Source organism: Chitinophaga jiangningensis (assembly GCF_900142605.1).
Classification (GTDB): domain Bacteria; phylum Bacteroidota; class Bacteroidia; order Chitinophagales; family Chitinophagaceae; genus Chitinophaga; species Chitinophaga jiangningensis.
On sequence record NZ_FRBL01000001.1, the window covers coordinates 52,782 to 77,122 of the forward strand.

Below are 24,341 nucleotides of genomic sequence, written 5' to 3' on the forward strand. Positions count from 1 at the left end.
TTGCAATTATATTTGTTACGTCAGCAATCATAATTACTTAAGACCTAGCGGTATTTCATCCCAGCCTATAACAGGTTCCGAGATAGTGGAATCAGTGATTTCATATGTGGACAACATTTCATTCATGTAGGGGAACCAGGGGATGTATTTTACTAAATACCTGTGGTGAGGGTGCTTAACCGATCCAATTTCTGCATCGCCATAGTACATTGAACCGTTTACACAAAGCGAATATTGAACACCGGCACTGTTTCTTCTATACACCACTTTCTCCGTCACTCCTATTGTGTATTGCCGGTCCACCAGCATAATAACCTTCAATACAGGATAGGATACCAGCAATAATAGCGAAAGTCCAATATATGACCGCACGATTAAATTCCCTTTTATCAATTTTCTCCTTTCCGAGGGTATGGAAAACCAGCTTGCAAAGCCATATGCAATGCCAATTACTATTATTACCAGCAATAAAATAATTCCATATCTCTCCAAATATTCCATGCCGTAAATTAATAAACTTCAATTATAAATATCAAGCCCTGTATGCTATATAGCTGCGCGAATAAGCCTAACTTTACTTATCATGAAACCGTTAATTCTCGAATATCTCTGGACGGACCTCTGCAGCAAATACACTACTAATGAAGCGCTCATAAAAACTTCCTTTGAGCAGCTCACAGCTGCCTATAACGAAGAAGGCCGCCACTATCATACGCTCACGCATATACGCAATATGATCAGCAGCGCCTACCTTCATGAGACACTGATCCGTGATAAAGACGCCATGCTGTTTGCCATATTTTTTCATGATGTGGTGTATGATGCAACGGCAAAGGATAACGAAGAAAAAAGTGCTGCCGCAGCCGTTGATTTTTTACATAAAATAAATTTTTGGGGAGATGAAATTGACGAGGTGGCAGCGTTAATTATGGCTACTAAAACCCATACAGCCGGCGATAACCCGGATACCTGCATCCTGCTCGACCTGGACCTTGAAATACTTGGTACTAACGAGGGTACTTATCACCGCTATACACAACAGATCCGGCAGGAATATGCTGCATACCCTGACCTGCTATACAATCCGGGCAGAAAGAAAGTACTGCGTCATTTCCTCGAAAAGCCTTTTATTTACTGTACGGAAACCTTTCGGGAACAACTGGAAGCAAGTGCCCGAAAAAATATTGAAAATGAAATTGCAACATTATAAGGTATGAAAAGAATAGCAGTGTATTGTGGGTCCAGTATGGGCAACCACGACATCTTTAAAGAACAGGCCATGCTACTGGGTGCTGCGCTCGCAAAGAAAGGTATTGGCCTGGTATATGGCGGTGCCCGTGTAGGCCTGATGGGTGCTGTAGCTGATGGTGCACTTTCAGAAGGCGGCGAGGTAATTGGTGTACTTCCCCATTTTCTGCAACAAAAAGAACTGGCACATAACGGTCTTACGGACCTGATCCTCACCGATACCATGCACGAGCGCAAAGCGAAAATGAATGAGCTCTGTGACGGAGTAGTGGCGCTGCCAGGTGGCTTCGGTACTATGGAGGAGTTATTTGAAATGCTGACCTGGGGGCAGTTAGGGCTGCACCATAAGCCCATCGGCCTTTTGAATACACAGGGCTACTATGACGCGCTGATTGCCCTGGCGGAAAACATGACCGCAAAAGGCTTTCTATCTCCCAATAATAAAAACATGTTGTTACACAGCCATGAGATCAGCCAGCTGATTGAAAAAATGGAAAATTATCGCCCGGTAGATGGCCCTAAATGGATTCCGTCCGAAAAAGAAAGCTAAAATAGTTTGTGCCTGAGCGTGAACCTGCGTACCATACTCACCCTGAAGTTACCGGCACTGAACGTCTGAAAGGTATTGGGCAGCGACATTTCACTGCGATTTGTATTAGCCACATAATGGATTCCGGCGAAATACCTGGGAGAGTTATACCCGATTGAAGCCCGGATGTTATTGTTGATTTGCCAGCCGAAGTCACGGGTAACGATACCGCTTTCCAGGAACAGCTTGGTACGGTTGATCCCCAGGCCGCCGGTCAGCGACAACGACAGGAACCAATGCGCCTTATACACAAACGTGTACGCATATCCCACGCTGGCAGTGGTACTCATGATGTTGGACTTATAATAATGGATATCGTGCAGAAACGAAGTATCTGCCAGGTTGGAGGGCACCAGTGAAGAATCCCCCGCCACCTGTACATAAAAAACATCACCACCGGCAAGGAAGGAACCGGCACTCTTTGCCTGATATTCATTTTGCAAATTAGGCGCCCGGTACGAAAAACGTTTGTCATTAAACACATACTGACCCGCCAGGCCTATCGCCAGGCTTTTAATATCCGGCCGCTGTGGATAAGGATTTTGCAAGGCATAAGCTTTTCCGAATACTTCCGTTGGATTGGCTACATAGTACCCCTTATAGGATTGTCCATAAAAATCAACTACCAGTTTACGGAGATAAATGTGCGTCTGCAGGTCGAGGTATTTAGTCTTGCCATATTTGTCGTTATGCCTGTTTACAAACGGCAGGTTAAAGCCGAGATTCAGGCCGAGAAATTTATAGTTGGCACCAAACCCGATATTAAACGGGGAATTGGGGCGGTACTTGATATCCTTATTTTGCCTGGTATCTACAATATCGTAGCTGTTAAATTTGCGGGAGCCGTATAATCGGAAAGTGACTTTGTCAGTATAGTCTTTTACGTAATTGGTATCGGTTTCTGTTTTGAGCCAGCTGAGGAATGCACTTTGTGCCTTTGCCTGTATCAGGGCAAAACAAGTGAGGCAGCAAAACAAAAAGATTCTTTTTACCATACGCATACACCAGTTGTAGGGCGGGCCAAGATACGCATTCCTGTGTCAAAAATGATTAAATAATAGATAAAAGTCCGGATTTTAGCCTTATTTGGGCAGTTCTATGACTTCCAGCTGCTGGATATTTCCGGCGTCCAGCTGAAAACGTAATAAGGTTTTCACCTTATGCCATCCCTGCTGACCGCATGCACCCGGGTTCATATGTAACAAGTTCAATGCCGGATCAGGCATTACTTTCAGAATATGTGAGTGTCCGCAGATAAATAACTTAGGATGCTGTTCCAACAGCTGCGCTTTTACCCCCGGCGCATATTTACCCGGATATCCACCTATATGCGTGATCATCACCGGCACTTCTTCCACTGTAAAGTGCAGGGTTTCCGGGTAACGGACACGTATATCTTTCCCATCTATATTACCCCATACTGCCCTGAATGGTTTAAAGGCTTCCAGCTCATCCGCCACCTTAGCATCGCCGATATCGCCGGCATGCCATATCTCATCAACGCCCTCAAAATATTTGAATACCTGTGGATGCAGATAGCTGTGCGTATCCGACATCAGTCCTATTTTTTTCAATGTATTTTATCTATTTTGGGTCGCATACACTGCATTGCCCCTATGGAAAATAATATTAGTTCTCCCAATACTGCCCGGTTACTGATCAGTTGCCCTGATAAACCTGGAATTGTAGCCACCGTTTCACAGTTTCTCTTCCAGTCAGGTGCAAATATACTGGATGCTAGTCAACACAGCACCGATCCTGCGGAAGGTCTTTTTTTTATGCGCATGGAAGTGAAGATGCCGTACAACCCGGAATTTGATGCTGCTTTTCAGCAACAGGTAGCCACTCCGTTAAATATGACCTGGAAAATCAGTCACGCCGGCCAGCGCAAACGTATGGCTATATTGGTTTCTGCATACGACCATTGCCTGCTGGACCTGCTCTGGCGCTGGCGTAGCGGCGAGCTGGAAGTGGATATTCCACTGGTGATTTCCAATCATGCTACACTGGAAAAAGATTGTACTGCTTTGGGTATTCCTTTTTATTACCTTCCGGTTAGCAGTGAAACCAAAGCCTCGCAGGAGGCCGCCATTGGTAAATTGATGGCAGATCAGCAAATTGATTTTATAGTGCTTGCCCGGTATATGCAGATCTTATCACCACAATTTGTGAGTTTATTTCCGCAACGCATCATCAATATTCACCACTCTTTCCTTCCTGCATTTGCAGGTGCACGCCCCTATCAGCATGCCTACAATCGAGGGGTAAAACTGATTGGTGCTACGGCACATTATGTTACAGATGAACTGGACGAAGGTCCGATCATTGAGCAGGATGTGGCCAGGGTAAGCCATAAGCATGCGATCAACGACCTGGTAATGCTGGGCAGGGATATAGAGCGGCAGGTGCTTACCCGGGCGGTGAAAGCTCATATCGACGATCGCGTAATAGTGCTGGGCAACAAAACCATCGTATTCTAAAGTTGCTCTTTCCTGCTACGGAGGTGACTAGCGCAAAGTGCCAGCTGTTCCCTGGCCTCCAGCTTCAGCACCTCCTGTAGTTGCACCGCCTTAATATGTACCGGCAACTGCTCCTTCCTGGCTTTGCGGATGGTACTGCTTACAAAGAGGTACAATTCACTGCTGTCGTGCCACTTTCCCAACAGCTCCCCTGCCTTCCTGGAAAAATTCAGCATGTACGTGTACCTGGTATCTTCGGGAAAAACATCTTTTAATATCGTGAGCTGGTAGTATACTTCCTTTACTTTCTTGCGTACTTCATGCCAGGCGATATGGCCTGCGCGACTCACCGGGGGCCTGATTTCCTGGAAATTGTCCGTTACATATTCCAATAATTTTGCGGTGAGATGTTTCTCCTCTGTTTCTTCCAGCCGCTCGCGAAACTGCTCCGGCAGCTCGTTGAAACTACCGAGTTTAAGTCGTTTCGAGGCGGCCACCATCAACTCCGCCGCTAATGCCTGCCGCTCCTGCAGCAGCAGGTGTGCGTAGCCAAACCGCCAGTTACTCCGCCTTTCGTGCGCCGTGAGCGCGCGTGCCTGCAGCTGTGCATCGCGGGATATGCCGGCAATATTTTGGAGGAACCGCAGCTTGTTAAGGTAACGGTTATACTTAAACGAAAAATCAGGGATATTATCGATGAGTGCAAAAAAGGCGCGCAGTTTTTTTACGCCTACCCGTTGTTCGTGGACAGCGGCGGGGTTGCGGGGTTGATGGCGCAGTTTGTTGTGTGCGGAGTCGAGTGCTTCGCATTCTTTGCGGAGGTAGTGATATAAGGTTTTGTGGATCATGTTGATTTTGGATATACCACCGCCTTCGGCGGTGGTAGTATGGAGGGGCTTCGCCCCTTTCCCCATGTGTCACACTTTGACGAATGGAGTATGTTTAATCCTCCCCGCAGTACGCCATCACCGTTTCAAAAATCAACGCCCCTGCCAGCTTAGCAGTTCTGTTATCATAATCGAATGCGGGGTTCAGCTCTGCTACGTCGGTTCCTTTCACTTTGCCGCTGGCCAATATCGCCCGGAAGCTTTCCAGGAACAGTCCTTGCGGTAAAATGCCGTTGTATGCCGTAGCGCTTACGCCCGGTGCAAACGAGGATGCAAATACATCCAGGCAGGTGGTAAGGTACACATGGTCCACCTGTCCGAGAAAATGCTGGATGGCGGCAAACAGTGTATCCTTATCGTTTAGATGGAAAGCATCGGAGCCTACGTAAGTGGCGCCGGACTCCCCTGCCAGGTTAAACAGCTGACGGGTGTTTCCCAGTTTCTGTATGCCGAGGGCCAGGTAGTTAAATGGTTCGTTAGCCGCCTTAGCATCCTGTGCGAGTTGATAAAAACTGGTACCGGAGGTAGGCCCTTCAGCGCCCGGCACGCGGATATCAAAGTGCGCGTCGAAGTTGATGTAACCTACGCGGGCGTTTTGCTGACGGGCATTTTCACGGACCCCACAGCCATGCCCATACGCAATTTCATGGCCGCCTCCCAGTACTACCGGCAGGTAGCCGGCCTGAATAACCGCTTTCACCGCTTCGCTGAGCACCTGCTGGGCCAGTTCCATACGGCCGTCCATACAGGCGATATCGCCGGCGTCCAGCAGCACGGCGCCTTCCGTGAGGTGAACGGGCAGGTTACCCAATACCGCTCTGATGGCAGCAGGGCCATCTTTGGCGCCCATGCGGCCTTTGTTGCGGCGTACGCCTTCATCGCAGGCGAAGCCCAGGATAGCCACCCCTTTCTGGCCTTCTGCCAGTGGCGGTAATGGCTCCTTCAGGAGGTCCACCAGCCGGATGATCATATGCCAGCGCAGCAGGTCATCCGTTGATCCGTCTGTACGTCCCGTCCAGGTTCCGGCCTGGGTAGGGTGATAAAATTCTTTTGTTATCATAATGCTGTAACTGTTTCACCATTTTTCCAGATGCTGCATGGCTTCAGCTTACCCTGAAAGTACAGAATATCCCTGTAATCATTGGTGGGATAAGCCTGCATGTCCGCCAGGAGCCCCGCTTCGAGGCGGCCTCTGTCCGTCAGCAGTAAGGCAGGTGCGGCGCGGAAAGTGAGGGCAGCGAATACTTCTGCGGCCGATAACTTTTCTGCAGCACTCATCACAGCGGCCTGCAACAGCAGATCACCCATAGGGGCTGATCCCGGGTTCCAGTCGCTCGCAATAGCCAAACAGGCGCCCTCATTCAGCAATTTTCGTGCTGGGGCATAGGGCATGCCTAAGCCGAGAGAGGCACCAGGCAGCACCACTGCCACCGTATTGGATTGTGCCAGCAGCTGAATTTCCTTATCGGTGCTGGCTTCCAGGTGGTCCGCAGATAAAGCGCCGGTAGCTACTGCTACTTCGGAACCTCCTGCGGTAAACTGGTCTGCATGTACCGTAGCTGCGAAACCTTTGGCAGCTGCCGCTCGCAGGTAACTGGTGGCCGCTGCCGGCGAAAATGCCGTCTCTTCTATAAAAATATCCACCCTGTTGGTAAGCGATTGTGCTTTCAGTACCGGCAGCAACTCCGACAACACCCAGTCTAAATATTCCGTTTCAGTACCGGCGTAATCCTTAGGCTTCATGTGCGCGGCCAGACAGGTAGGTATCAATGTGGCCGGTGTATGCAGCGATGCCTGCTGAATAGCCCGCAACATTTTCAACTCACTGTCGAAATCCAGGCCGTAACCACTTTTCACTTCTATGGTAGTAACACCTTCCATGAGGTGACGGTTCGCCCGGGCCACAGTATTTTCTGCAAGGGTAACGGTATCGGCTACACGGGTTTTGGTAACAGAATCCCAGATACCTCCGCCGGCGCGCGCGATTTCGAGGTAACTTTTTCCGGCAATACGCATGGCGTAATCGCGGCTGCGGTTACCATCGAAACAGATATGCGTGTGGCAGTCGATAAAGCCGGGTAGTAACACCATCGGCTGATCAATAAACTGGAGTTCCTGATCCGGATAGGCCTGCTGCAGGGCCTTGTAATCGCCCACCGCAAGGATTTTACCATCTTCCGCTACCACCCCGCCATTATGTATAACGGGCAGTTGTTCATCCTGCAAAGCTCCTTTGAGCGGCATGCCGGTCATGGGGAGTATTTGTGTGAAAGGCCCTATTAACATCTGTCAGATTTTAGAGATTAATACCAAATTTTTCTGCCCATTCCTGCGCCTTTTCGTAACCGGCATCTGCATGGCGGAAAATGCCCATGGCAGGGTCGTTGAATAACACACGACGCAGGCAGTCCGCGGCACGATCGGTTCCATCAGCCAGCACCACCATACCGGCATGTTGGGAGTAGCCCATACCTACGCCACCGCCATGGTGGAAGGATACCCAGGTAGCGCCGCCACCGGTGTTGGACATGAGGTTCAGCAACGTCCAGTCGCTTACCGCGTCGGAGCCGTCTTTCATCGCTTCTGTTTCTCTGTTGGGAGATGCTACAGAACCGCAATCGAGGTGGTCGCGGCCGATCACAATCGGTGCTTTAACCTTACCTGTTCTTACCAGTTCATTAAAAATCAGACCGGCTTTTTCGCGCTCACCGAGTCCCAGCCAGCAGATACGTGCAGGCAGGCCCTGGAAGGCTACTTTTTCCTGTGCCTGTTTAAGCCAGTTGATCAGGTGTGTATTTTCAGGAAATGCTTCCATCAGTGCGCGGTCGGTGGTATAAATATCTTCTGGGTCACCGGAGAGTGCTACCCAACGGAAAGGTCCTTTCCCTTCGCAGAACAGCGGGCGTATATACGCCGGCGTGAATCCCGGGAAGTTGAATGCGTTTGGCTCTCCGCCTTCTCTGGCGAACTCACGGAGGTTGTTACCGTAGTCGAATGTAACGGCGCCGCGTTGCTGCATGTCGAGCATAAAGCCCACGTGGCGGGCCATGCTTTTGAGCGACAGCTGCTTGTACTGTGCAGGGTCCTGCTTACGCAGTGCTGCAGCGGCTTCGAGGGTCATACCGTTAGGCACATAACCATTGATAGGATCGTGTGCAGAGGTTTGATCCGTGAGTATGTCAGGGATGATATTATCGTGGAGGAGACGTTGCAGCATATCGCCCGCATCGCTAACGAGGCCGATGCTCAGTGCTTCGCCTTTTTCCATCGCTTCTTTTGCCCACTGGATAGCTTCTTCGTAGGAGTGCGTCATCCGGTCGATATAGCGGGTATCGATACGTTTCTGGATACGGGTAGCGTCCACATCGGCACCGAGGAATACGGCGCCTGCCATGGTAGCGGCCAGCGGCTGTGCGCCACCCATACCACCGATGCCGGCGGTTACCAGCAGCTTGCCTTTGAGGTTACCGTCAAAATGCTGACGACCGCATTCCATAAAGGTTTCATAGGTACCTTGTAGGATGCCCTGTGTACCAATATAGATCCAGCTGCCGGCGGTCATCTGGCCGTACATCATCAGTCCTTTAGCGCGCAGTTCATTAAAATGCTCCCAGGTTGCCCATTTAGGTACGAGATTACTGTTGGCCAGCATTACGCGAGGCGCCTGTGGATGCGTGCGTACGATGCCCACCGGCTTACCGGATTGAACAAGCAGGGAATGGTCTTCGTCCAGCTCCAGTAATATTTTGATAATTTTTTCCAGTGCTTCGCGGTTGCGTGCAGCCTGGCCGATGCCACCGTATACCACCAGTTCATCCGGGTTTTCGGCAACTTCATGATCCAGGTTATTGAGGAGCATACGCAGCGGTGCTTCCGTTTGCCATGATTTTGCGTGCAGGGTGGCACCATGTGGTGCTTTATAATGCGGGTGTGCCGCAAATGATTTAATAAAGTCCAAACTGTTCATGATAAATACCGTTTAAGGATAATTGATGGCTGGTTGCGGCCGCGTTGGCAACACTAACCAGTGACTGATTGGTGATGATGTTATGTAATGCCGCGATATCGTTTGCGAAGATGCGGTCTTTGTTAGCGAATGGCACATGCTCGCGGGTGAAGGCGTGCACGGCTTCCAGCACCGGACCTGATTTCAGCGGGCGGCGGAAATCTATTGCCTGTGCGGCATACAGCAGTTCGATAGCCAGGATGTATTCCAGGTTGGAGATCACCTGATTTAACTTACGGCCGCTGATGGAGCCCATGGATACGTGGTCTTCCTGCCCGAGGGAGGTAGGTACCGAATCCGCGCTGGCGGGGAAGCACAGCGTTTTGTTTTCTGTAACCAGTGCGGCGGTGGTGTATTGTGGAATCATGAAACCGGAGTTAAGGCCGGCGTCCTGGATGAGGAGTTTGGGAAGTCCGAAGCGGCCTTCGATCATCATATAGCAACGGCGATCGGAGATGTTACCCAGCTCGGCAGCCGCTACGGTAGCGTAATCCAGCGGCAGGGCCATTGGCTGACCGTGGAAGTTACCACCGCTGATGGTATCTTCTGCGCTGAAGATGATGGGGTTGTCGGTAACGCTGTTGAGCTCAATGGAGGTCAGGTGATACAGGTGCTGCCAGGCGGTACGGGAGGCACCGTGTACCTGTGGCATACAGCGGAGGGAGTACGGGTCCTGCACGCGGCCGCAGTCCACATGTGAATACATGATCTCACTACCATCCAACATAGTTTTCAGGCGATGAGCTACCAGCTGGTTTCCAGGGAAAGGACGGATGGTATGTAAGCGTGGATCAAATGGTTTGGAGGTACCCATGAGGCCTTCGAGTGAAAGGGCGCCGATGATATCGGCCGCATCGAGCGCGTTGTGAAGCCGCGCAACGGCTTTCACTGCAAAGGAGAGGATAAACTGCGTACCGTTGATTAGCGCCAGTCCTTCTTTAGGGCCCAGTGCTACCGGCTGCAGGTTTTCCTTTTGCAATACAGCCTGCATATCTGTTTGCTGGCCTTTGTACCATACTTTTCCCAGGCCTATTAACGGGAGAAATAAGTGCGACAGCGGAGCAAGGTCGCCGGAGGCGCCTACCGAACCTTTTTCAGGCACCAGCGGGGTCACGCGGTTTTCGATATGCCAGATAATCCGCTCCAGGGTGGCGAGTGCAGCGCCGGAGTAACCCTGTGCCAGTGCGTGTACTTTGGTGATGAGCATGATACGGGATACTTCTTCCGGGATACTATCGCCAACGCCTACACTATGACTTTGCAGGATATTGTACTGCAGGGTGCGGGTATCTTCTTCAGATATTTTGGTATCGCAGAGCGGGCCAAAGCCGGTGTTGATGCCGTACACAGTGGTATGCTGTGCCACGATGGCCTGTACATATCCGGCGCTTGCCTGGATGCGTTCAATGGCTTCCGGCGCGAGTACGCCTTTCACCTTGCCGCTGGCGATATCGAGTACGGTGGATACCGTAAGTGTGTCGATACCATATTTGAAAATCATGTTCATTGGTAACTGCTGTTAATGGTGATATTGATTTGGTGTATGATTTTATAGTTCTTTACGGACTCTTTCTGCCAGTGGTGTTGCCTGCACGGATTCTTCAATTTCCCTGATGGCTTCGAGTATCTGCTGGCTGTGTTTATGTTCCATCGCTACGTTTTCCATGGCTTTGGTGATAGCTTTCCAGATGGGCTGTACGCGTCGGAGCAGGTCTTCTCCTTCCGGTGTGAACACTACCAGCTGGCGGCGGCGGTCATCGTTGCAGGAGTCGGTTTTCACCAGTCCTTTTTTGCGAAGGTTAGTAACCATCTGGCTTACGGCGCTATGGGAAATTTCGAGTTGATCGGCAATGTCAATCAGGGGCATGGGCTGGCTCTGGGAGAGTATATAAAATACCGGGAACCAGCTGGCATCAAAGGGGATGCCTTCCTGCTCATAAACTTTATTCACTTCCATGAGGAAGTATTCGCTGAGGCGGCGCAGCCGGGTTCCAAAAACCAGGTGACCTAGTGAGGCGTAAAACGACATGTTGGTAAAAATTATATAAGCACTTATACAATATTACAAAATAATAACGAATCTGCATAATTACAGATTACCGGAAATTACCTGAATATCAGGGCTGTTCCGGTAATCTGGAAAAAAGATTCGTAATTATTTTTTCTTTTCTTTAGTTTTCTTGGCTTTCTTAGGTTCGGGTGTATCGGATTTGATATCGAACCAGAGTGGATCTTTGCTGGTAGGAACACCATTGTAGTTGATTAGCAGCTCTTCGCCTTTTTTGATAGCGCGGCGGGTAATGATGCTCATGGTTTCTTCTTCGAAGTCCATCTCATATTTACAATTAGGTGTGTAATCGTGGTTATAGATGGAGCAGAAGCCAAGTGCTATGCAGGATTCGGATTCGTCGTCTCCCCACAGGAAAATATAGTTGTGGAGGAAAGTTCTGTCGGCCAGTACGGTATCTTCGTGATCGAGTACCAGTACCGGGGAAGTTTCGATCCTCGTTCCTGCGGGAATGTCTTCAGTGGTAAAAACGCCTCGGCCTTTACCTTTGGATTTTTGCACGTACAAGTATGGCTTAATCATAGCACTATTTCGTATAAAAGAAGGCGTAAAGTAAAGTTAAAGCGGGAAGTTATCAAAATCATCTTGAAAAATTTTAGGTTTGCGGCCCGGAAGGAGGAAACTCCGGCCCGGTATTTTTGTACTGGATTAAAAAATACGAATGATCAATTACAACCCAAAGGAATGGTTTACGTTCATTTTTCGCATTCACAAAGCGGACACTGTCAGGAAGCTCTTTCCCATGTTTATTGCCCTGTCCATCTACTCAGGGATCATAGCCTGGCTGGAGCTGGAAGTATGGAAGCTGTCTGCCAACAGTGAGCTGAAGAACATCTCTTTAATGCATGGCCTGCTGGGCTTTGTGATTTCATTGTTACTGGTATTCCGTACCAATACGGCTTACGACCGGTGGTGGGAGGGCCGGCGGCAATGGGGCACGCTGGTAAACAGCAGCCGCAACCTGGCCCTGAAAATAGATGCGATGCTGCCTGCCGGCAATGAGGCTGCCAAAGCCTGGTTCCGGGCAATGATCCCCAACTTCGCTTTCAGTTTAAAAAATCATCTCCGTAAAATATATTTACCGGAGGAGATGGAAAACCTTCCGGGCAATGTGGCACTGGCCCCTGATACCAACAAGCATATTCCTAACCAGCTGGCGGGAATGATCATGCAAAAGATCATGGAGTTGCACCAGGCGGGTCAGCTCAGCGGCGATCAGCTTATCATACTCAATACTGAATTAGCCTCTCTCACAGAAGTATGCGGCGCCTGCGAGCGCATCAAGAACACCCCGATTCCTTTTTCCTATTCTGTATTTATAAAGAAGTTTATTTTCTTCTACATCATGACGATGCCTTTCGGTTATGTGTTCAGCCTGGGTTACCTGATCATCCCCATGATTGTGTTCATCTTCTTTGTACTGGCGAGTCTGGAACTGATTGCGGAAGAGATTGAAGATCCATTTGGCAAGGATGCCAATGACCTGCCTACGGATACCATTTGCAACAATATACGCATGCATGTAGGAGAAATCTTATAGGCCATGCCCGGATGCGTACTATTTTAACTTAATTTCGCAGCTAGAGTCGAATTGTACATGGAAAATGAAGCTTTACAGGAGAAATTCATGGAACTGGCGGAAGAGAAAAATTTCCGTGAATTAAGCGTATACCTGGATGATCAGCTGATTACGGACATAGCAGAGTTAATTCATGAGGAGCCGGACGAGGCAGGTATTATCATTAACCACCTGTCGATCAGTCGCGCTGCTGCTGCTTTCCGTATCCTGGATTTTCCATTGCAGGAGGATGTTATCAAATCGCTGGCGCCTGCAAAAATTGCGGAGCTACTCAATGAGCTGCCGGCGGATGACCGTACCTCGTTCCTGGAGGAGTTACCCAGCGAGGCGGTGAAGGAACTGATTAAACTGCTCGACCCGGAAGAACGACGTATCACCCTCTCCCTGCTCGGCTACAAGGAAAACAGTGTGGGTCGTATCATGACCCCCGACTATATCGCTGTTCGTGAAGAGTGGACGGTGAAGCATGTATTGGATTACATCCGCGAACACGGCAAGGATAGTGAAACCATTGATGTGATATATGTGATTGATGGCAACGGCCACCTGCTGGACGACTTCCGGATCAGGGAGTTCCTGCTGGTAGCGCCGGACACGGTAGTGCATACACTGATGGACGACCGCTTTGTATCCCTTCATGCCAACGACGACCAGGAAGAGGCCATCCAGGTGTTCCGGATGGAAAATCGTGTAGCCCTTCCCGTGGTAGATGATCAGGGTATCCTCCTTGGTATCGTTACCATCGACGATATGTTGTGGATTGCCAATGAAGAACATACAGAAGATATCCAGAAGATAGGTGGTACCGAGGCCCTCGATGAGCCTTACCTCGATATGCCGTTGCTTAAACTGGTAAAAAAACGTGTGGGCTGGCTCGTAGTTTTATTTATCGGGGAGATGTTAACCGCCACTGCGATGGGTTTTTTCGAAGATGAAATAGCCAAAGCTGTTGTACTGGCTCTTTTCGTACCATTGATTATATCCAGCGGTGGTAACAGTGGATCACAGGCCTCCACCCTTATTATCCAGGCCATGGCGCTGGGGGAAATTACCCTGAGCGACTGGTGGCGGGTAATGCGCAGGGAGCTGATATCCGGCATCCTGCTGGGGAGTGTGCTGGGGATCATTGGTTTTACCCGTATCCTCCTGTGGAACTCTCTGTTCCATACCTATGGGGATCATACCGTGCTGATAGGCTTCACTGTTGGTATTTCCCTGATTGGCGTAGTGCTGTGGGGCACACTCTCGGGATCTATGTTACCGCTCCTGCTCAAGAAGCTGGGCGCCGATCCGGCTACTTCTTCTGCGCCGTTTGTGGCAACACTGGTGGATGTTACCGGGTTGCTGATTTACTTTACGGTGGCGTATACACTGATGAAAGGAGTTTTGTTATAAGGCGCCTAAGGCGCATTCAAACACAAAGCGGGCGGCCCTGGGGCGCCCGCTTTGTGTTTGAATATGGACCCGCCAACGGCGGAAGTAAACTATGGAAAATCTCTTAGTAGCGAAGCATCTTCACTTTTGTCCCCCCTCGCACCTTCCTGACCACAAACACCCTGTCAAACTCATTTTCCCGGATGGAATCCACCGGTGCCTTACCACCCAGTGCCTTCACAATGGGCAACATCGTATTGGCATGTGCCACTATCACGATGTGTTTTCCCCAGTCGTCGTGCCGGGTGAGCGTATAGATGACTGACTCGCCGGTGGTATCCGGCTTATACACCGCTGTATCCAGACTTAAGGCCACACGCAGGCTGTCAGCCGTTTCGCGGCTGCGGCGGTAGGGCGTTACATATATTTTGTTTAATGCAGAATCTTTCAGCAGCCGATACAGGCAACCTGCTCTTTCGTAGCCTGCGGGCGTAAGCGAGGAGTCCCGGCCTTCATACCGTTCGGCATGGCGTACCACATAAAAGGTGCCTGTGAGGAAGGTACTGTCGTCCGATACAGGTACCGGCTGCCGCACAGGAGGTTTGGGCTTGCAGGCCACCAGGCCAGCCATGGTTATGAGCAGGAAAAAACGCATACTGTAAAGTTAAGGCATATAATCATCGTACCAGACATCCCTATTATTCCCCGGTTTAGGGATTAATCCATTATTTTTATTCCCTAACAAAATAGTCAACTGCTATGAGAAAATGGTTCCTCCCTGCCATTATTTTTTTATCAACCAACAGCGCCTATGCCCAGCTGTCGCCACTTACAGTGGATAAAATCATGCGCGATCCGAAGTGGATCGGAACTTCTCCTGACCAGGTTTTCTGGGGTACCGACAACCAGACGGTTTATTTCAACTGGAACCCGGAGAAGGCCCCGGCGGACTCTCTGTACGCCATCCAGCTGAAAGATGGTACGCCTAAGAAGACGGCTGCGCTTAACCGCAGCATGGTGATGGCCGCCAGCAACGGTGTTTACAGTAATGACCGCACCATGGTGGTATTTTCGCACCAGGGCGATATCTACCTCCAGGAGCTGAAATCCGGTAAGGTGACGCGCATCACCAACACTACTGTACAGGAAAGCGCACCGGTATTCCTGAACGGCACTGCTGCCATCGCATTTCAACAGGGCCGCGATGTTTTTGCCTGGAACCGCGCAGATGGCAGCCTTACACAGCTTAGCAGCTTTAAACAGGGCCCGCCTCCTCCACCGGAAAAAGACGACCTGCAAAAAGGCAACGCCCAGGAAAAATGGCTGAAACAACAGCAACTGGAGCTGCTGCAGGTCATACGCGATAAAAAAACCAAGGCCGATGCTGCAAAGCGCTTCTACGATTACATCTCCCCAAAACCCTTACGTAATTTATATACAGAAGATAAACAGGTACAGTCGGTAAAAGTGAGCCCTGACGGCCGTTTTATCACCTATCGCCTGTATGCGGAAGCGAAGGATGCCAAGAGCACTATTGTGCCCGATTACGTTACCAGCACCGGCTTTACAACGGATATCCCTTCCCGTGAAAAAGTAGGAGCCCCACGCGGCAGCTTTACCAGTTATGTTTACGACCGTGTAGCCGATACCGTTATTGCCATTAACACTAAAGACCTGCCAGGCATAAAGGATCAGCCTGATTACGTTAAAGACTATACGAAAAAGGATTCTGCGGTGGTACGGGAAGTGATCATCAATGGGCCTTATTGGTCCGACAAGGGCACACACGGCATAGTAGACATCCGCTCCATGGATAATAAAGACCGCTGGATCGCTTTACTGGATGGCACTACAGGCAAACTGACTTCCATCAACCGCCAGCGGGATGAAGCCTGGATTGCGGGCCCTGGTATTGGCTGGAGCATGGGCGGCGGCAACCTGGGCTGGATAGATGAAAATACGATCTGGTTTCAGTCTGAAACTACCGGCTACTCACATTTATACACCGCCAATGTCATCTCCCGGGAGCTAAAACAACTCACTACCGGCAATTATGAGGTACAGGAAGCACAATTATCCAACGATAAAAAAACATTTTATATCGTTACCAACGAGGTACACCCCGGTGAAAAACAGTTTTATAAACTGAATATCGCCAGCGGTAAGCAGGAGCGGATCACCACCATGCAGGGCGCACATGAGGTAAGTGTGAGCCCGGACGAAAAATGGATCGCCTTCCGTTACTCCTCCCCTAACCAGCCATGGGAGCTGTATATACAGCCAAATACGGCAGGCGCTAAGGCAAAACAGGTGACTTCCATGGCACAAAGTGAGGAATTTAAAAATTATTCCTGGAGGGTGCCGGAGCTGATAACCATTACTGCCAGCGACAATCAGCCGATTTACGCGCGACTTTACACACCCGATCCGGCGAAAAAAAATGGAGCAGGCGTAATTTTTGTACATGGGGCAGGATATTTGCAGAATGCACACCGCTGGTGGAGTCAGTACTTTAGAGAATATATGTTCCATAACTTGCTGACAGACCTCGGCTACACCGTACTGGACGTGGATTACCGCGGCAGCGCCGGCTACGGCCGCAACTGGCGGACCGGTATTTACCGCTTTATGGGCGGTAAGGACCTGGACGATGAAGTAGATGCAGCAAAATACCTGGCCAACAAAACGGGAGTGGATGCCAACCGTATAGGAATATACGGAGGAAGCTACGGAGGTTTTATGACCCTCATGGGAATGTTCACAAAACCAGGTACCTTTGCCGCCGGTGCTGCTTTACGCAGTGTTACTGACTGGGCCCATTACAATCACGGCTACACGAGTAACATACTGAATGAACCATATAAGGACAGTATTGCTTATCTTCGCTCCTCCCCGATCTATCATGCAGAAGGGCTGAAGGGCAGATTGCTCATGTGTCATGGAATGGTAGACACCAATGTTCATTTTGAAGACATTGTGCGTTTGTCGCAACGACTCATTGAACTAAAGAAAGACAACTGGGAACTGGCTGTGTACCCCGTAGAAGACCACGGGTTTACCACACCAGCCAGCTGGACGGATGAATATAAAAGGATCTTGAAACTATTCAACGAAACACTCCTCAAATAATCTCCATCCGCTGACCCGGTGTTAAACAAGACATACAGGGATACGGTGAACGATGAAAAACAGTATTAACAGTACGTTAATAACTGCTTATCATCTCACCGTATCCCTTTTTTTATTTTATTTTTTACAAAAAATTGCACGCGTAATGTTTGTGAAATGCTTTCAAATTTCACAAACCGAAAAACTAGCTGTTGGTATACCAACAGTTTATTTTATTATTTCTTCGCAACCAAACCTCATCTAAAATACAAGAAACCATATGTGTGGAATCGTAGCTTATATCGGGCAGCGTGAAGCTTATCCGATCGTATTGAAAGGCCTAAAGAGACTGGAATACCGCGGGTATGACAGCGCAGGAGTTGCTATCATCAATGATGGACTCAAAATCTATAAGAAAAAAGACAAAGTGGCTGCACTGGAAGAATACGCTTCCAGCAAAGATATGCGTAGCCACATCGCCATCGGACACACCCGTTGGGCGACTCATGGAGAACCCTGCGACCGTAACGCCCACCCTCACAAATCCGGCGACGGCAAATTAGCAATGGTGCACAATGGCATCATCGAAAACTATGTACAGCTCAAGCAGGAGCTGGAAAGTAAAGGGCATGTATTCGAGAGTGATACGGATACCGAAGTACTGCTTCACTTCATCGAAGAGATTAAAAAAAGCAATAACTCCACCCTGGAAGAAGCCTTACGCATCGCACTGAAACGTGTAGTGGGCGCCTACGTAATTGTACTGATTGATGAAGATAATCCTGACACGCTCATCGCTGCGCGTAAAGGTAGTCCGCTCGTGATCGGCGTGGGTAAAGGTGAACACTTCCTCGCTTCAGATGCCTCTCCTATCGTGGAATACACGAAAGAAGTAGTGTACGTAAATGACTACGAAATTGCTATCATCAAAGCCGATGAACTGATTCTTAAAAACATCAGCAACGAGCGGCAAACGCCCTACATTCAGAAATTGGATATCGACCTGGCAGCCATCGAAAAAGGTGGGTATGACCACTTCATGCTGAAAGAAATATTTGAGCAGCCGCAAACCATACACGACAGCCTGCGTGGCCGTTTGGATGCACCTAAAGGCACTCTCACCCTCGGTGGTATCCGGGAGCATATGGACCTGCTTAAAAATGCCAAACGCATTATCATTGTGGCCTGCGGAACCTCCTGGCATGCCGGGCTGGTAGCAGAGTACATGATCGAAGAACTTTGCCGTATACCTGTTGAAGTCGAATATGCTTCCGAGTTCCGTTATCGTAACCCGGTAATTGGTCAGGGAGATGTTATCATCGCGGTATCACAATCCGGCGAAACGGCCGACACCCTGGTGGCTATAGAAAGTGCCAAGCAAAAAGGCGCTATCATTTTGGGCGTATGTAACGTAGTAGGTTCTTCTATTGCACGTATGTCGGACGCCGGCGCTTACACGCACGCAGGCCCTGAGATCGGTGTTGCCTCTACGAAAGCATTCACTGCACAGCTGACTGTACTGGCATTGATTGGGCTGAAAGTAGCGATGGAAAGAGGTTCTATCAGCGGCCAGCGCTTCCAGCACCTGCTCAACGAAATGGACCAGGTATCTAAAAAAGTGGCTATTGCCCTGAAATTAAATGACCACGTAAAAGAAATTGCAGAGAAATATAAAGATGCCCGCGACTTCCTTTACCTCGGCCGTGGATACAACTTCCCGGTAGCACTGGAAGGCGCATTGAAACTGAAAGAGATTTCTTATATCCATGCAGAAGGTTATCCTGCTGCGGAAATGAAGCATGGTCCTATCGCACTGGTAGATGAAAATCTACCCGTAGTGATTGTGGCTACAAAAGATAGTTTCTACGAAAAAGTAGTAAGTAACATTCAGGAGATTAAAGCCCGTAAAGGCAAGGTGATCGCGGTAGTAACCGAAGGCGACACCACTATCCCTCCTATGGTTGATGACGTAATTGTGGTACCTGCAGCAGATGAACTGGTGGCACCAATCATTAGTGTTATACCTTTACAGTTACTCGCTTATCACATCGGTGTATCCAAAGGATACGATGTGGACAAGCCACGTAACCTTGCGAAGAGTGTAACAGTAGAATAGACTTAAGAAAGTATCCATGAACAACATCCGAAAAATGCCCCTGGCAGGCCTGGGGTATAACTTTATCGAAGATGCACTTCCAAAAGGTAAGGACGAGTACTACCTGCGCAATGAGCAATGGCAGAGCAAGGACCAGTTTCGCCAGCTTACCGCGTATGAAATAGAGACGCTTGTCCGCAACGACAACACCTCTGACAACTGGAACAACATCTTCGTATCCAATGAATTTAATCCGCAGCTGGTACAGCACTGTCACTTTTTCGGGATGGTGCGCATCGGCAAGCTGGAGCCTTATTACCTGGAATACCGCAACCTCAAACTGCCGGTAGGCCTGTATAACAGCACCATCTGCGCCTGCGATTTCGGCGACAATGTAGTGGTACATAACGTTAACTATTTGTCGCACTACATCCTTGGAAATGAAGTGATCGTTGCCAACGTAAACGAAATGGTTACTTCTGATGTTGCTAAATTTGGCAATGGTATTGTAAAGAGCAATGAGCCTGAAAACCTGCGCATTGAACTGGAATTATGTAATGAAAACGGCGGGCGTGCCGTATTACCTTTTGATGGTATGCTGCCCGGTGATGCTTACCTGTGGACCCGCAACCGCGACGACATACAGTTACAGCAACAGTTCCGCACCTTCACAGAAAAACAGTTCGATAAACGCAGAGGTTATTACGGCATGGTGGGCGACCGCACAGTGATTAAAAACTGCCGGATGATCAAAGACGTTACCATCGGCACGGATGCTTACCTTAAAGGCGCCAACAAACTGAAGAACCTCACCATCAAAAGTACGGCAGAAGCCCGTTCCCAGATAGGTGAAGGTACCGAAATGGTGAATGGCATCGTAGGTTACGGCTGCCGCATCTTCTATGGTGTGAAAGCGGTGCGTTTTATTATGGCTTCTCACAGCCAGCTGAAATATGGTGCCCGGCTGATCAACTCCTACCTGGGTAACAACTCTACCATCTCCTGCTGCGAAGTATTGAATTCACTGATATTTCCGGCACATGAACAGCACCATAACAACTCCTTCCTCTGTGCATCCATGATCATGGGGCAGAGTAATATGGCGGCTGGTGCTACCGTAGGTTCCAACCACAATTCCCGCGGGGCTGACGGTGAAATCATTGCCGGCAGAGGGTTCTGGCCGGGTTTATGCGTAAGTCTGAAACACAATTCACAGTTTGCCAACTTCACGCTGATTTCAAAAGGTAATTATCTTTCTGAACTGAATATACCCATTCCGTTTAGTTTAGTCAGTAACGATGAGCACGAAAACGTGCTCCAGATCATGCCCGGTTACTGGTTCCTGTACAACATGTACGCCATTGCCCGCAATTCCTGGAAGTATGTGGACCGCGATAAAAGGATCGATAAAAAACAGCTCATTGAATATGATTTTCTCGCACCGGATTCCGTTGAAGAAATGTTTACCGCGCTGGCAATTATGGAAATCGCCACTGCCAAAGCATGGTATGCTCTTCCGGAAAATGAGCCCAGGAAAACCTTAACAGACAAAGATCTTCGTAAAAAAGGAAAAGAGCTGCTGCTGGAAAAGCCCGAGGATGTTAGCCGACTCACCATCTACGCCGAAGGTATGGAAAACAGCCACCGCAAAACGGTGCTTACCAAAGTGCATAAAGCATATCCGATCTTCAGGGAGCTGATCGTACTATATGGTATCAAAAATATCATTGCAGCCGCCAAGCCTTCATTTGTGGCATTACAGGCAGCTATCAAAACTGCGAAACGTACGCCATGGGTAAACGTAGGCGGCCAGCTGATGAAAGCCGATACTGTAGACGGGCTCAAACAGCGCATCCGTAAAAACCGTATCAGCAGCTGGGATCAGCTGCATGATGCCTACCGTGAAATAGGGAAGGAATATGCTGCTGATAAACTGCAACATGCCGTAGCCAGTATGCTGGAAATTAAAGAGGTGCCACTGAAAAATTTCAGTACCGAACATTTACAGCAATGGCTGGTGGATAGTGTTGCTACCATGGAATGGATGGCAGAAGGGATTTTCAAATCCAGGGAAAAAGATTACAAAAATCCTTTCCGTAAAATGACTTACAGTAATGAGAAGGAAATGGATATTGTAGTGGGCAGCCTGGAGAATAATAGTTTCATTAATGCTACTAAAGAAGAGCTCGAAACGTATAAGGAGAAAGTAAGGAGAACGATTATTGATTGGGAACTATAACTGTCAGAATGTTTTTTATAAAAACGCGACGGCCGTATCTCCTTGCGATCTTTTTTGCTCGCCAAGGAGGTAAGCAGCAAAGGTTTTACTTTTGTTTTTAAGCGAAGGGGAACAGGGCCTGCGGCCCTGTTCCCCTTCGCAATTTCATCCGGGCCTTCGGCCCGGATGAAATTGCGAAACAAGCAGGATAAAACCGTACTTTTGAAGTTAATCTTACTCCAATGGCAACAACAGAAAAAGTACGCTGTGGCTGGTGTACAAAAGATCAGCTCTATATAGATTATCACGACAGCGAATGGGGCACCCCACAGCACGACGATGTGCATTTGTTTGAAATGCTTAACCTGGAAGGTGCACAGGCCGGCCTCAGTTGGTTCACCGTGCTTACTAAAAGAGAAAATTACCGCAAAGCATTCGACCAGTGGAATGCAAAAAAGATCGCGAAGTACGATGAAAAAAAGGTGGAAGAACTGATGCAGAATGCCGGCATTATCAGGAACCGCTTAAAGATCAACTCCACAATCGGCAATGCAAAAGCATTTCTTGCGGTGCAGAAAGAGTTTGGTTCATTTGATCAATATATCTGGTCGTTTGTAAATCATAAGCCTGTTAACAACAAATTCAGGTCCCTGAGCGAAGTACCGGCTAAAACAGCGGTATCAGATGCTATGAGTAAAGATCTCCTGAAGCGGGGATTTAAATTTGTGGGTAGCACTATCTGTTACGCCTATATGCAGGCAACCGGCATGGTAAACGACCATGTGGCCGGCTGCTGGAAGGCAAAGAAATAACTATTGTATAGGCACCTCGCTGAGGGATGGATTTTGCAGCAAGGTATAATCCGTTAAGGTATTCAGGAAAAAGTAGAGTTGTCGCTTTTCAGCGTCTGTCAATGGTATGCCATTCTTAACCAGCGGGTCAGTTGTAGCCGTTACCACTACCCCGTGGTCATAGAAATCAAATACCTGGTAGATGTCGTAAAAGCGGCCATCATGCATATAAGGTTGACTTTTCAGCACATTCCGCAAGGTAGGTACTTTGAATTTGAGGTAGTCGGCGGTATTGTTGGTGATGCGCATCCGGCCTACATCCTGGAGCACGTTTATCGGCAAACCGTTGCTGCGGTAGGTTTGATCGGTAAAGAGGGGTTCTTTATGGCAGGCGGCGCATTTCTGCTGAAACACCGTATAGCCGGCCTGTTCTTCAGGTGAGAAGGTGGCCCCTCCTACTTTGTTAATAACACTATCGTATTTTGAATTGCCGGACACCATGGTAGCCACAAATTGTGTAATAGCCCGGAACATGCGCTGGCTGGTCACCTCCTCTGTACCAAAGGCTGCCAGGAACATTTTGCGATAGTTTGGATCTCCCTGCATTTTTTTCAACAGCTCCTTCAGGTCCACTCCCATTTCATTAGGATCAGTAAGTGGCGTGAGTGGTTGTATTTCCAGGTTATTCACCCCGCCATCCCACATAAATGCTTTCATATAGATCATGTTGAAGATGCCGGGCACGGTTCGGGTTCCCTGGCGCCCCAATACACCATGACTGAGCGCGTGATCGAAGTGGCCGAAGCCTGCAAACTGCTGATGGCAGAAACCACAGGAGATGGTACTGTCGGCGGAGAGGCGGAAGTCATAGAAAAGATACCTCCCCAGCGCAATCCCTTCTTTGGTAAGCGGGTTTTGGGAGAAGTCGTACACAGGGTCGGGAAAGCCCGCAGGCAGCTGCAACGTTACCGGCTGTGGTAACGGAGTGGTACCGGTGTTACCAGCGCTGTCCTTTTTACAGGCGTGTGCCAGCAGTATTACCAGGCATACCAGGCCTGCGATGTATGTAATTTTCCGATTCATAGGGTTGTGAATACCTGCTTAATTGGCTACTGTCATAACAGTAAACATCTGCTGATAGTTTTCTGCAATTTTCAAAGCGTCTGTTCCGGCTGCCATTACGATGGTGGTGGTAGCAAAGCTGATTGCATTAGGGGCATCCAGCCATTTGCCGGCATCCGCCCGGAAGCTGAGTTTTGGCTGTGTGCCTTTTGCCACTATTGCGGTAACAGGTAAATTTAGCGTAACGGTTTTCAGGGCATTATAGGGAAATTTAAATCCGCCTATATGCAACTGGAATTCCTTCAGGGCAGTGGGAGCTGCCGGAGAGTTGCCTTCCAGCTTAGCCATGATATACCCACTGTTCCAGGTCCAGAACATGCCATTTTCCGGGGCTAACGCGCCCGCCTGCACGCCGCTCACGTTGCGGATACTGTCCACCCCGATCAGCCACCTGATAGCCGTATAACGGCCCACTGGCACACTATCCAATATTATTTTTTTGGTAGAATCTATGGCATCATCTACCAGGAAATACCGTGGAGGCAGGGTGGTTACCTTTCCGGAACTGTCCACCAGTTGGAAATTGCTGATATAGTAAAGGAATTTGGAAATCGTATAGGTTTCCCTGGCAGCATTGGTATATGTGCCGGCATTACGCTGTAACGGTACATTACCTACGTAGTTGCTGAAGGAGAGCTGCAGGGAGGAGTAAGTGGCGGGTGGTACTATCGTTTGGTTGTTCTCTGATTTTGAGCAGGCCATCAGGGAGAGGATGCCGCTAAAACTCAGGATAGTAAAGGTTCTGGAACGAAAAATCCGCAAAATCATGGTGTTCCTTTTTGTTATCAGGAAGGTAC

At 49.0% G+C, this 24,341-nt stretch carries 22 protein-coding genes; 9 read left to right on the plus strand and 13 right to left on the minus strand.

The window, feature by feature from the left end:
* Positions 1-33: 33 nt before the first annotated feature.
* Complete coding sequence (locus tag BUB18_RS00190) at positions 34-501, minus strand: hypothetical protein (protein ID WP_073076884.1); 468 nt, start codon at positions 499-501, stop codon at positions 34-36.
* An 82-nt stretch (positions 502-583) separates the two neighbouring features.
* Here BUB18_RS00190 and BUB18_RS00195 point away from each other — a divergent pair, with 82 nt between their 5' ends.
* Both BUB18_RS00195 and BUB18_RS00200 read left to right on the plus strand, forming a co-directional pair.
* Complete coding sequence (locus tag BUB18_RS00195; RefSeq protein WP_073076886.1) at positions 584-1,210, plus strand: HD domain-containing protein; 627 nt, start codon at positions 584-586, stop codon at positions 1,208-1,210.
* Positions 1,211-1,213: 3 nt separating this feature from the next.
* Positions 1,214-1,798 (plus strand): LOG family protein, encoded by a 585-nt coding sequence (locus tag BUB18_RS00200; RefSeq protein WP_073076887.1) that lies wholly within the window; start codon positions 1,214-1,216, stop codon positions 1,796-1,798.
* Here the strand turns inward: BUB18_RS00200 and BUB18_RS00205 are convergent.
* Both BUB18_RS00205 and BUB18_RS00210 read right to left on the minus strand, forming a co-directional pair.
* Positions 1,795-2,832: a DUF4421 domain-containing protein gene (locus BUB18_RS00205; RefSeq protein WP_073076889.1), complete on the minus strand. Its 1,038-nt coding sequence runs from the start codon at positions 2,830-2,832 to the stop codon at positions 1,795-1,797. The two genes, BUB18_RS00200 and BUB18_RS00205, sit on opposite strands and share 4 nt — an antisense overlap.
* An 87-nt stretch (positions 2,833-2,919) precedes the next feature.
* Complete coding sequence (locus BUB18_RS00210; RefSeq protein WP_262487652.1) at positions 2,920-3,393, minus strand: metallophosphoesterase family protein; 474 nt, start codon at positions 3,391-3,393, stop codon at positions 2,920-2,922.
* A 60-nt stretch (positions 3,394-3,453) separates the two neighbouring features.
* On the opposite strand from BUB18_RS00210, the gene purU reads away from it, so the two are divergent.
* On the plus strand, positions 3,454-4,317 hold the full coding sequence (gene purU / locus BUB18_RS00215; protein ID WP_073076892.1) for a formyltetrahydrofolate deformylase: 864 nt from the start codon (positions 3,454-3,456) through the stop codon (positions 4,315-4,317).
* On the opposite strand, the gene BUB18_RS00220 is transcribed toward purU, so the two are convergent.
* From BUB18_RS00220 to BUB18_RS00250, 7 genes are all read right to left on the minus strand, one after another.
* The gene (locus tag BUB18_RS00220; RefSeq protein WP_073076894.1) at positions 4,314-5,210 is read right to left on the minus strand and encodes a CHAD domain-containing protein; all 897 of its coding nucleotides are present in this window, start codon (positions 5,208-5,210) and stop codon (positions 4,314-4,316) included. The two genes, purU and BUB18_RS00220, sit on opposite strands and share 4 nt — an antisense overlap.
* A gap of 28 nt (positions 5,211-5,238) precedes the next feature.
* A complete protein-coding gene (hutG, locus tag BUB18_RS00225; RefSeq protein ID WP_073076896.1) occupies positions 5,239-6,243 on the minus strand; it encodes a formimidoylglutamase in 1,005 nt (334 codons plus the stop codon).
* The gene (gene hutI / locus BUB18_RS00230) at positions 6,240-7,469 is read right to left on the minus strand and encodes an imidazolonepropionase (RefSeq protein ID WP_073076897.1); all 1,230 of its coding nucleotides are present in this window, start codon (positions 7,467-7,469) and stop codon (positions 6,240-6,242) included. The genes hutG and hutI overlap by 4 nt, the downstream gene beginning before the upstream one ends.
* 10 nt (positions 7,470-7,479) lie before the next feature.
* Positions 7,480-9,150, minus strand: coding sequence for a urocanate hydratase (hutU, locus tag BUB18_RS00235; protein ID WP_073076899.1), 1,671 nt, complete (start codon positions 9,148-9,150; stop codon positions 7,480-7,482).
* On the minus strand, positions 9,128-10,696 hold the full coding sequence (gene hutH, locus BUB18_RS00240) for a histidine ammonia-lyase (protein WP_073076900.1): 1,569 nt from the start codon (positions 10,694-10,696) through the stop codon (positions 9,128-9,130). Before hutH ends, hutU begins: the two co-directional genes overlap by 23 nt.
* A 42-nt stretch (positions 10,697-10,738) precedes the next feature.
* Positions 10,739-11,218: a MarR family winged helix-turn-helix transcriptional regulator gene (locus BUB18_RS00245; RefSeq protein ID WP_073076902.1), complete on the minus strand. Its 480-nt coding sequence runs from the start codon at positions 11,216-11,218 to the stop codon at positions 10,739-10,741.
* Between the two features lie 126 nt (positions 11,219-11,344).
* Entirely contained in the window at positions 11,345-11,779 is a 435-nt protein-coding gene (locus BUB18_RS00250; RefSeq protein WP_073076904.1) for an SET domain-containing protein, read from the minus strand.
* Positions 11,780-11,918: 139 nt separating this feature from the next.
* Between BUB18_RS00250 and BUB18_RS00255 the strand changes: the two genes are divergently transcribed.
* On the plus strand, positions 11,919-12,797 hold the full coding sequence (locus tag BUB18_RS00255; RefSeq protein WP_073076906.1) for a bestrophin family protein: 879 nt from the start codon (positions 11,919-11,921) through the stop codon (positions 12,795-12,797).
* 57 nt (positions 12,798-12,854) lie between these two features.
* The gene (gene mgtE / locus BUB18_RS00260) at positions 12,855-14,231 is read left to right on the plus strand and encodes a magnesium transporter (protein WP_073076908.1); all 1,377 of its coding nucleotides are present in this window, start codon (positions 12,855-12,857) and stop codon (positions 14,229-14,231) included.
* Between the two features lie 103 nt (positions 14,232-14,334).
* On the opposite strand, the gene BUB18_RS00265 is transcribed toward mgtE, so the two are convergent.
* Positions 14,335-14,865: a histidine phosphatase family protein gene (locus BUB18_RS00265; protein ID WP_073076909.1), complete on the minus strand. Its 531-nt coding sequence runs from the start codon at positions 14,863-14,865 to the stop codon at positions 14,335-14,337.
* 104 nt (positions 14,866-14,969) lie between these two features.
* Between BUB18_RS00265 and BUB18_RS00270 the strand changes: the two genes are divergently transcribed.
* The 4 genes from BUB18_RS00270 to BUB18_RS00290 all read left to right on the plus strand — a co-directional run bounded on the left by BUB18_RS00270 (position 14,970) and on the right by BUB18_RS00290 (position 22,443).
* Positions 14,970-17,339: a S9 family peptidase gene (locus BUB18_RS00270; RefSeq protein WP_073076912.1), complete on the plus strand. Its 2,370-nt coding sequence runs from the start codon at positions 14,970-14,972 to the stop codon at positions 17,337-17,339.
* A gap of 259 nt (positions 17,340-17,598) precedes the next feature.
* On the plus strand, positions 17,599-19,434 hold the full coding sequence (glmS, locus tag BUB18_RS00280) for a glutamine--fructose-6-phosphate transaminase (isomerizing) (protein ID WP_073076916.1): 1,836 nt from the start codon (positions 17,599-17,601) through the stop codon (positions 19,432-19,434).
* Between the two features lie 16 nt (positions 19,435-19,450).
* Entirely contained in the window at positions 19,451-21,652 is a 2,202-nt protein-coding gene (locus tag BUB18_RS00285) for a DUF4954 family protein (RefSeq protein WP_073076917.1), read from the plus strand.
* A gap of 221 nt (positions 21,653-21,873) precedes the next feature.
* Positions 21,874-22,443 (plus strand): DNA-3-methyladenine glycosylase I, encoded by a 570-nt coding sequence (locus BUB18_RS00290; RefSeq protein ID WP_073076919.1) that lies wholly within the window; start codon positions 21,874-21,876, stop codon positions 22,441-22,443.
* Here the strand turns inward: BUB18_RS00290 and BUB18_RS00295 are convergent, their stop codons facing one another.
* Positions 22,444-23,505 (minus strand): cytochrome-c peroxidase, encoded by a 1,062-nt coding sequence (locus tag BUB18_RS00295; protein WP_073076921.1) that lies wholly within the window; start codon positions 23,503-23,505, stop codon positions 22,444-22,446.
* Positions 23,506-23,523: 18 nt separating this feature from the next.
* Complete coding sequence (locus BUB18_RS00300; protein ID WP_073076923.1) at positions 23,524-24,312, minus strand: MbnP family protein; 789 nt, start codon at positions 24,310-24,312, stop codon at positions 23,524-23,526.
* Positions 24,313-24,341: the final 29 nt, after the last annotated feature.

Coding starts and splice junctions, on each gene's coding strand:
- hutH (WP_073076900.1), bottom strand. CDS start 10,696: ATGAACATGATTTTCAAATATGGTATCGACACACTTACGGTATCCACC.
- BUB18_RS00300 (WP_073076923.1), bottom strand. CDS start 24,312: ATGATTTTGCGGATTTTTCGTTCCAGAACCTTTACTATCCTGAGTTTT.
- BUB18_RS00210 (WP_262487652.1), bottom strand. CDS start 3,393: ATGTCGGATACGCACAGCTATCTGCATCCACAGGTATTCAAATATTTT.
- BUB18_RS00285 (WP_073076917.1), top strand. CDS start 19,451: ATGAACAACATCCGAAAAATGCCCCTGGCAGGCCTGGGGTATAACTTT.
- BUB18_RS00190 (WP_073076884.1), bottom strand. CDS start 501: ATGGAATATTTGGAGAGATATGGAATTATTTTATTGCTGGTAATAATA.
- hutI (WP_073076897.1), bottom strand. CDS start 7,469: ATGTTAATAGGGCCTTTCACACAAATACTCCCCATGACCGGCATGCCG.
- purU (WP_073076892.1), top strand. CDS start 3,454: ATGGAAAATAATATTAGTTCTCCCAATACTGCCCGGTTACTGATCAGT.
- BUB18_RS00255 (WP_073076906.1), top strand. CDS start 11,919: ATGATCAATTACAACCCAAAGGAATGGTTTACGTTCATTTTTCGCATT.
- BUB18_RS00270 (WP_073076912.1), top strand. CDS start 14,970: ATGAGAAAATGGTTCCTCCCTGCCATTATTTTTTTATCAACCAACAGC.
- BUB18_RS00290 (WP_073076919.1), top strand. CDS start 21,874: ATGGCAACAACAGAAAAAGTACGCTGTGGCTGGTGTACAAAAGATCAG.
- BUB18_RS00200 (WP_073076887.1), top strand. CDS start 1,214: ATGAAAAGAATAGCAGTGTATTGTGGGTCCAGTATGGGCAACCACGAC.
- mgtE (WP_073076908.1), top strand. CDS start 12,855: ATGGAAAATGAAGCTTTACAGGAGAAATTCATGGAACTGGCGGAAGAG.
- hutG (WP_073076896.1), bottom strand. CDS start 6,243: ATGATAACAAAAGAATTTTATCACCCTACCCAGGCCGGAACCTGGACG.
- hutU (WP_073076899.1), bottom strand. CDS start 9,150: ATGAACAGTTTGGACTTTATTAAATCATTTGCGGCACACCCGCATTAT.
- BUB18_RS00250 (WP_073076904.1), bottom strand. CDS start 11,779: ATGATTAAGCCATACTTGTACGTGCAAAAATCCAAAGGTAAAGGCCGA.
- BUB18_RS00195 (WP_073076886.1), top strand. CDS start 584: ATGAAACCGTTAATTCTCGAATATCTCTGGACGGACCTCTGCAGCAAA.
- BUB18_RS00220 (WP_073076894.1), bottom strand. CDS start 5,210: ATGGGGAAAGGGGCGAAGCCCCTCCATACTACCACCGCCGAAGGCGGT.
- BUB18_RS00205 (WP_073076889.1), bottom strand. CDS start 2,832: ATGGTAAAAAGAATCTTTTTGTTTTGCTGCCTCACTTGTTTTGCCCTG.
- BUB18_RS00245 (WP_073076902.1), bottom strand. CDS start 11,218: ATGTCGTTTTACGCCTCACTAGGTCACCTGGTTTTTGGAACCCGGCTG.
- BUB18_RS00295 (WP_073076921.1), bottom strand. CDS start 23,505: ATGAATCGGAAAATTACATACATCGCAGGCCTGGTATGCCTGGTAATA.
- BUB18_RS00265 (WP_073076909.1), bottom strand. CDS start 14,865: ATGCGTTTTTTCCTGCTCATAACCATGGCTGGCCTGGTGGCCTGCAAG.
- glmS (WP_073076916.1), top strand. CDS start 17,599: ATGTGTGGAATCGTAGCTTATATCGGGCAGCGTGAAGCTTATCCGATC.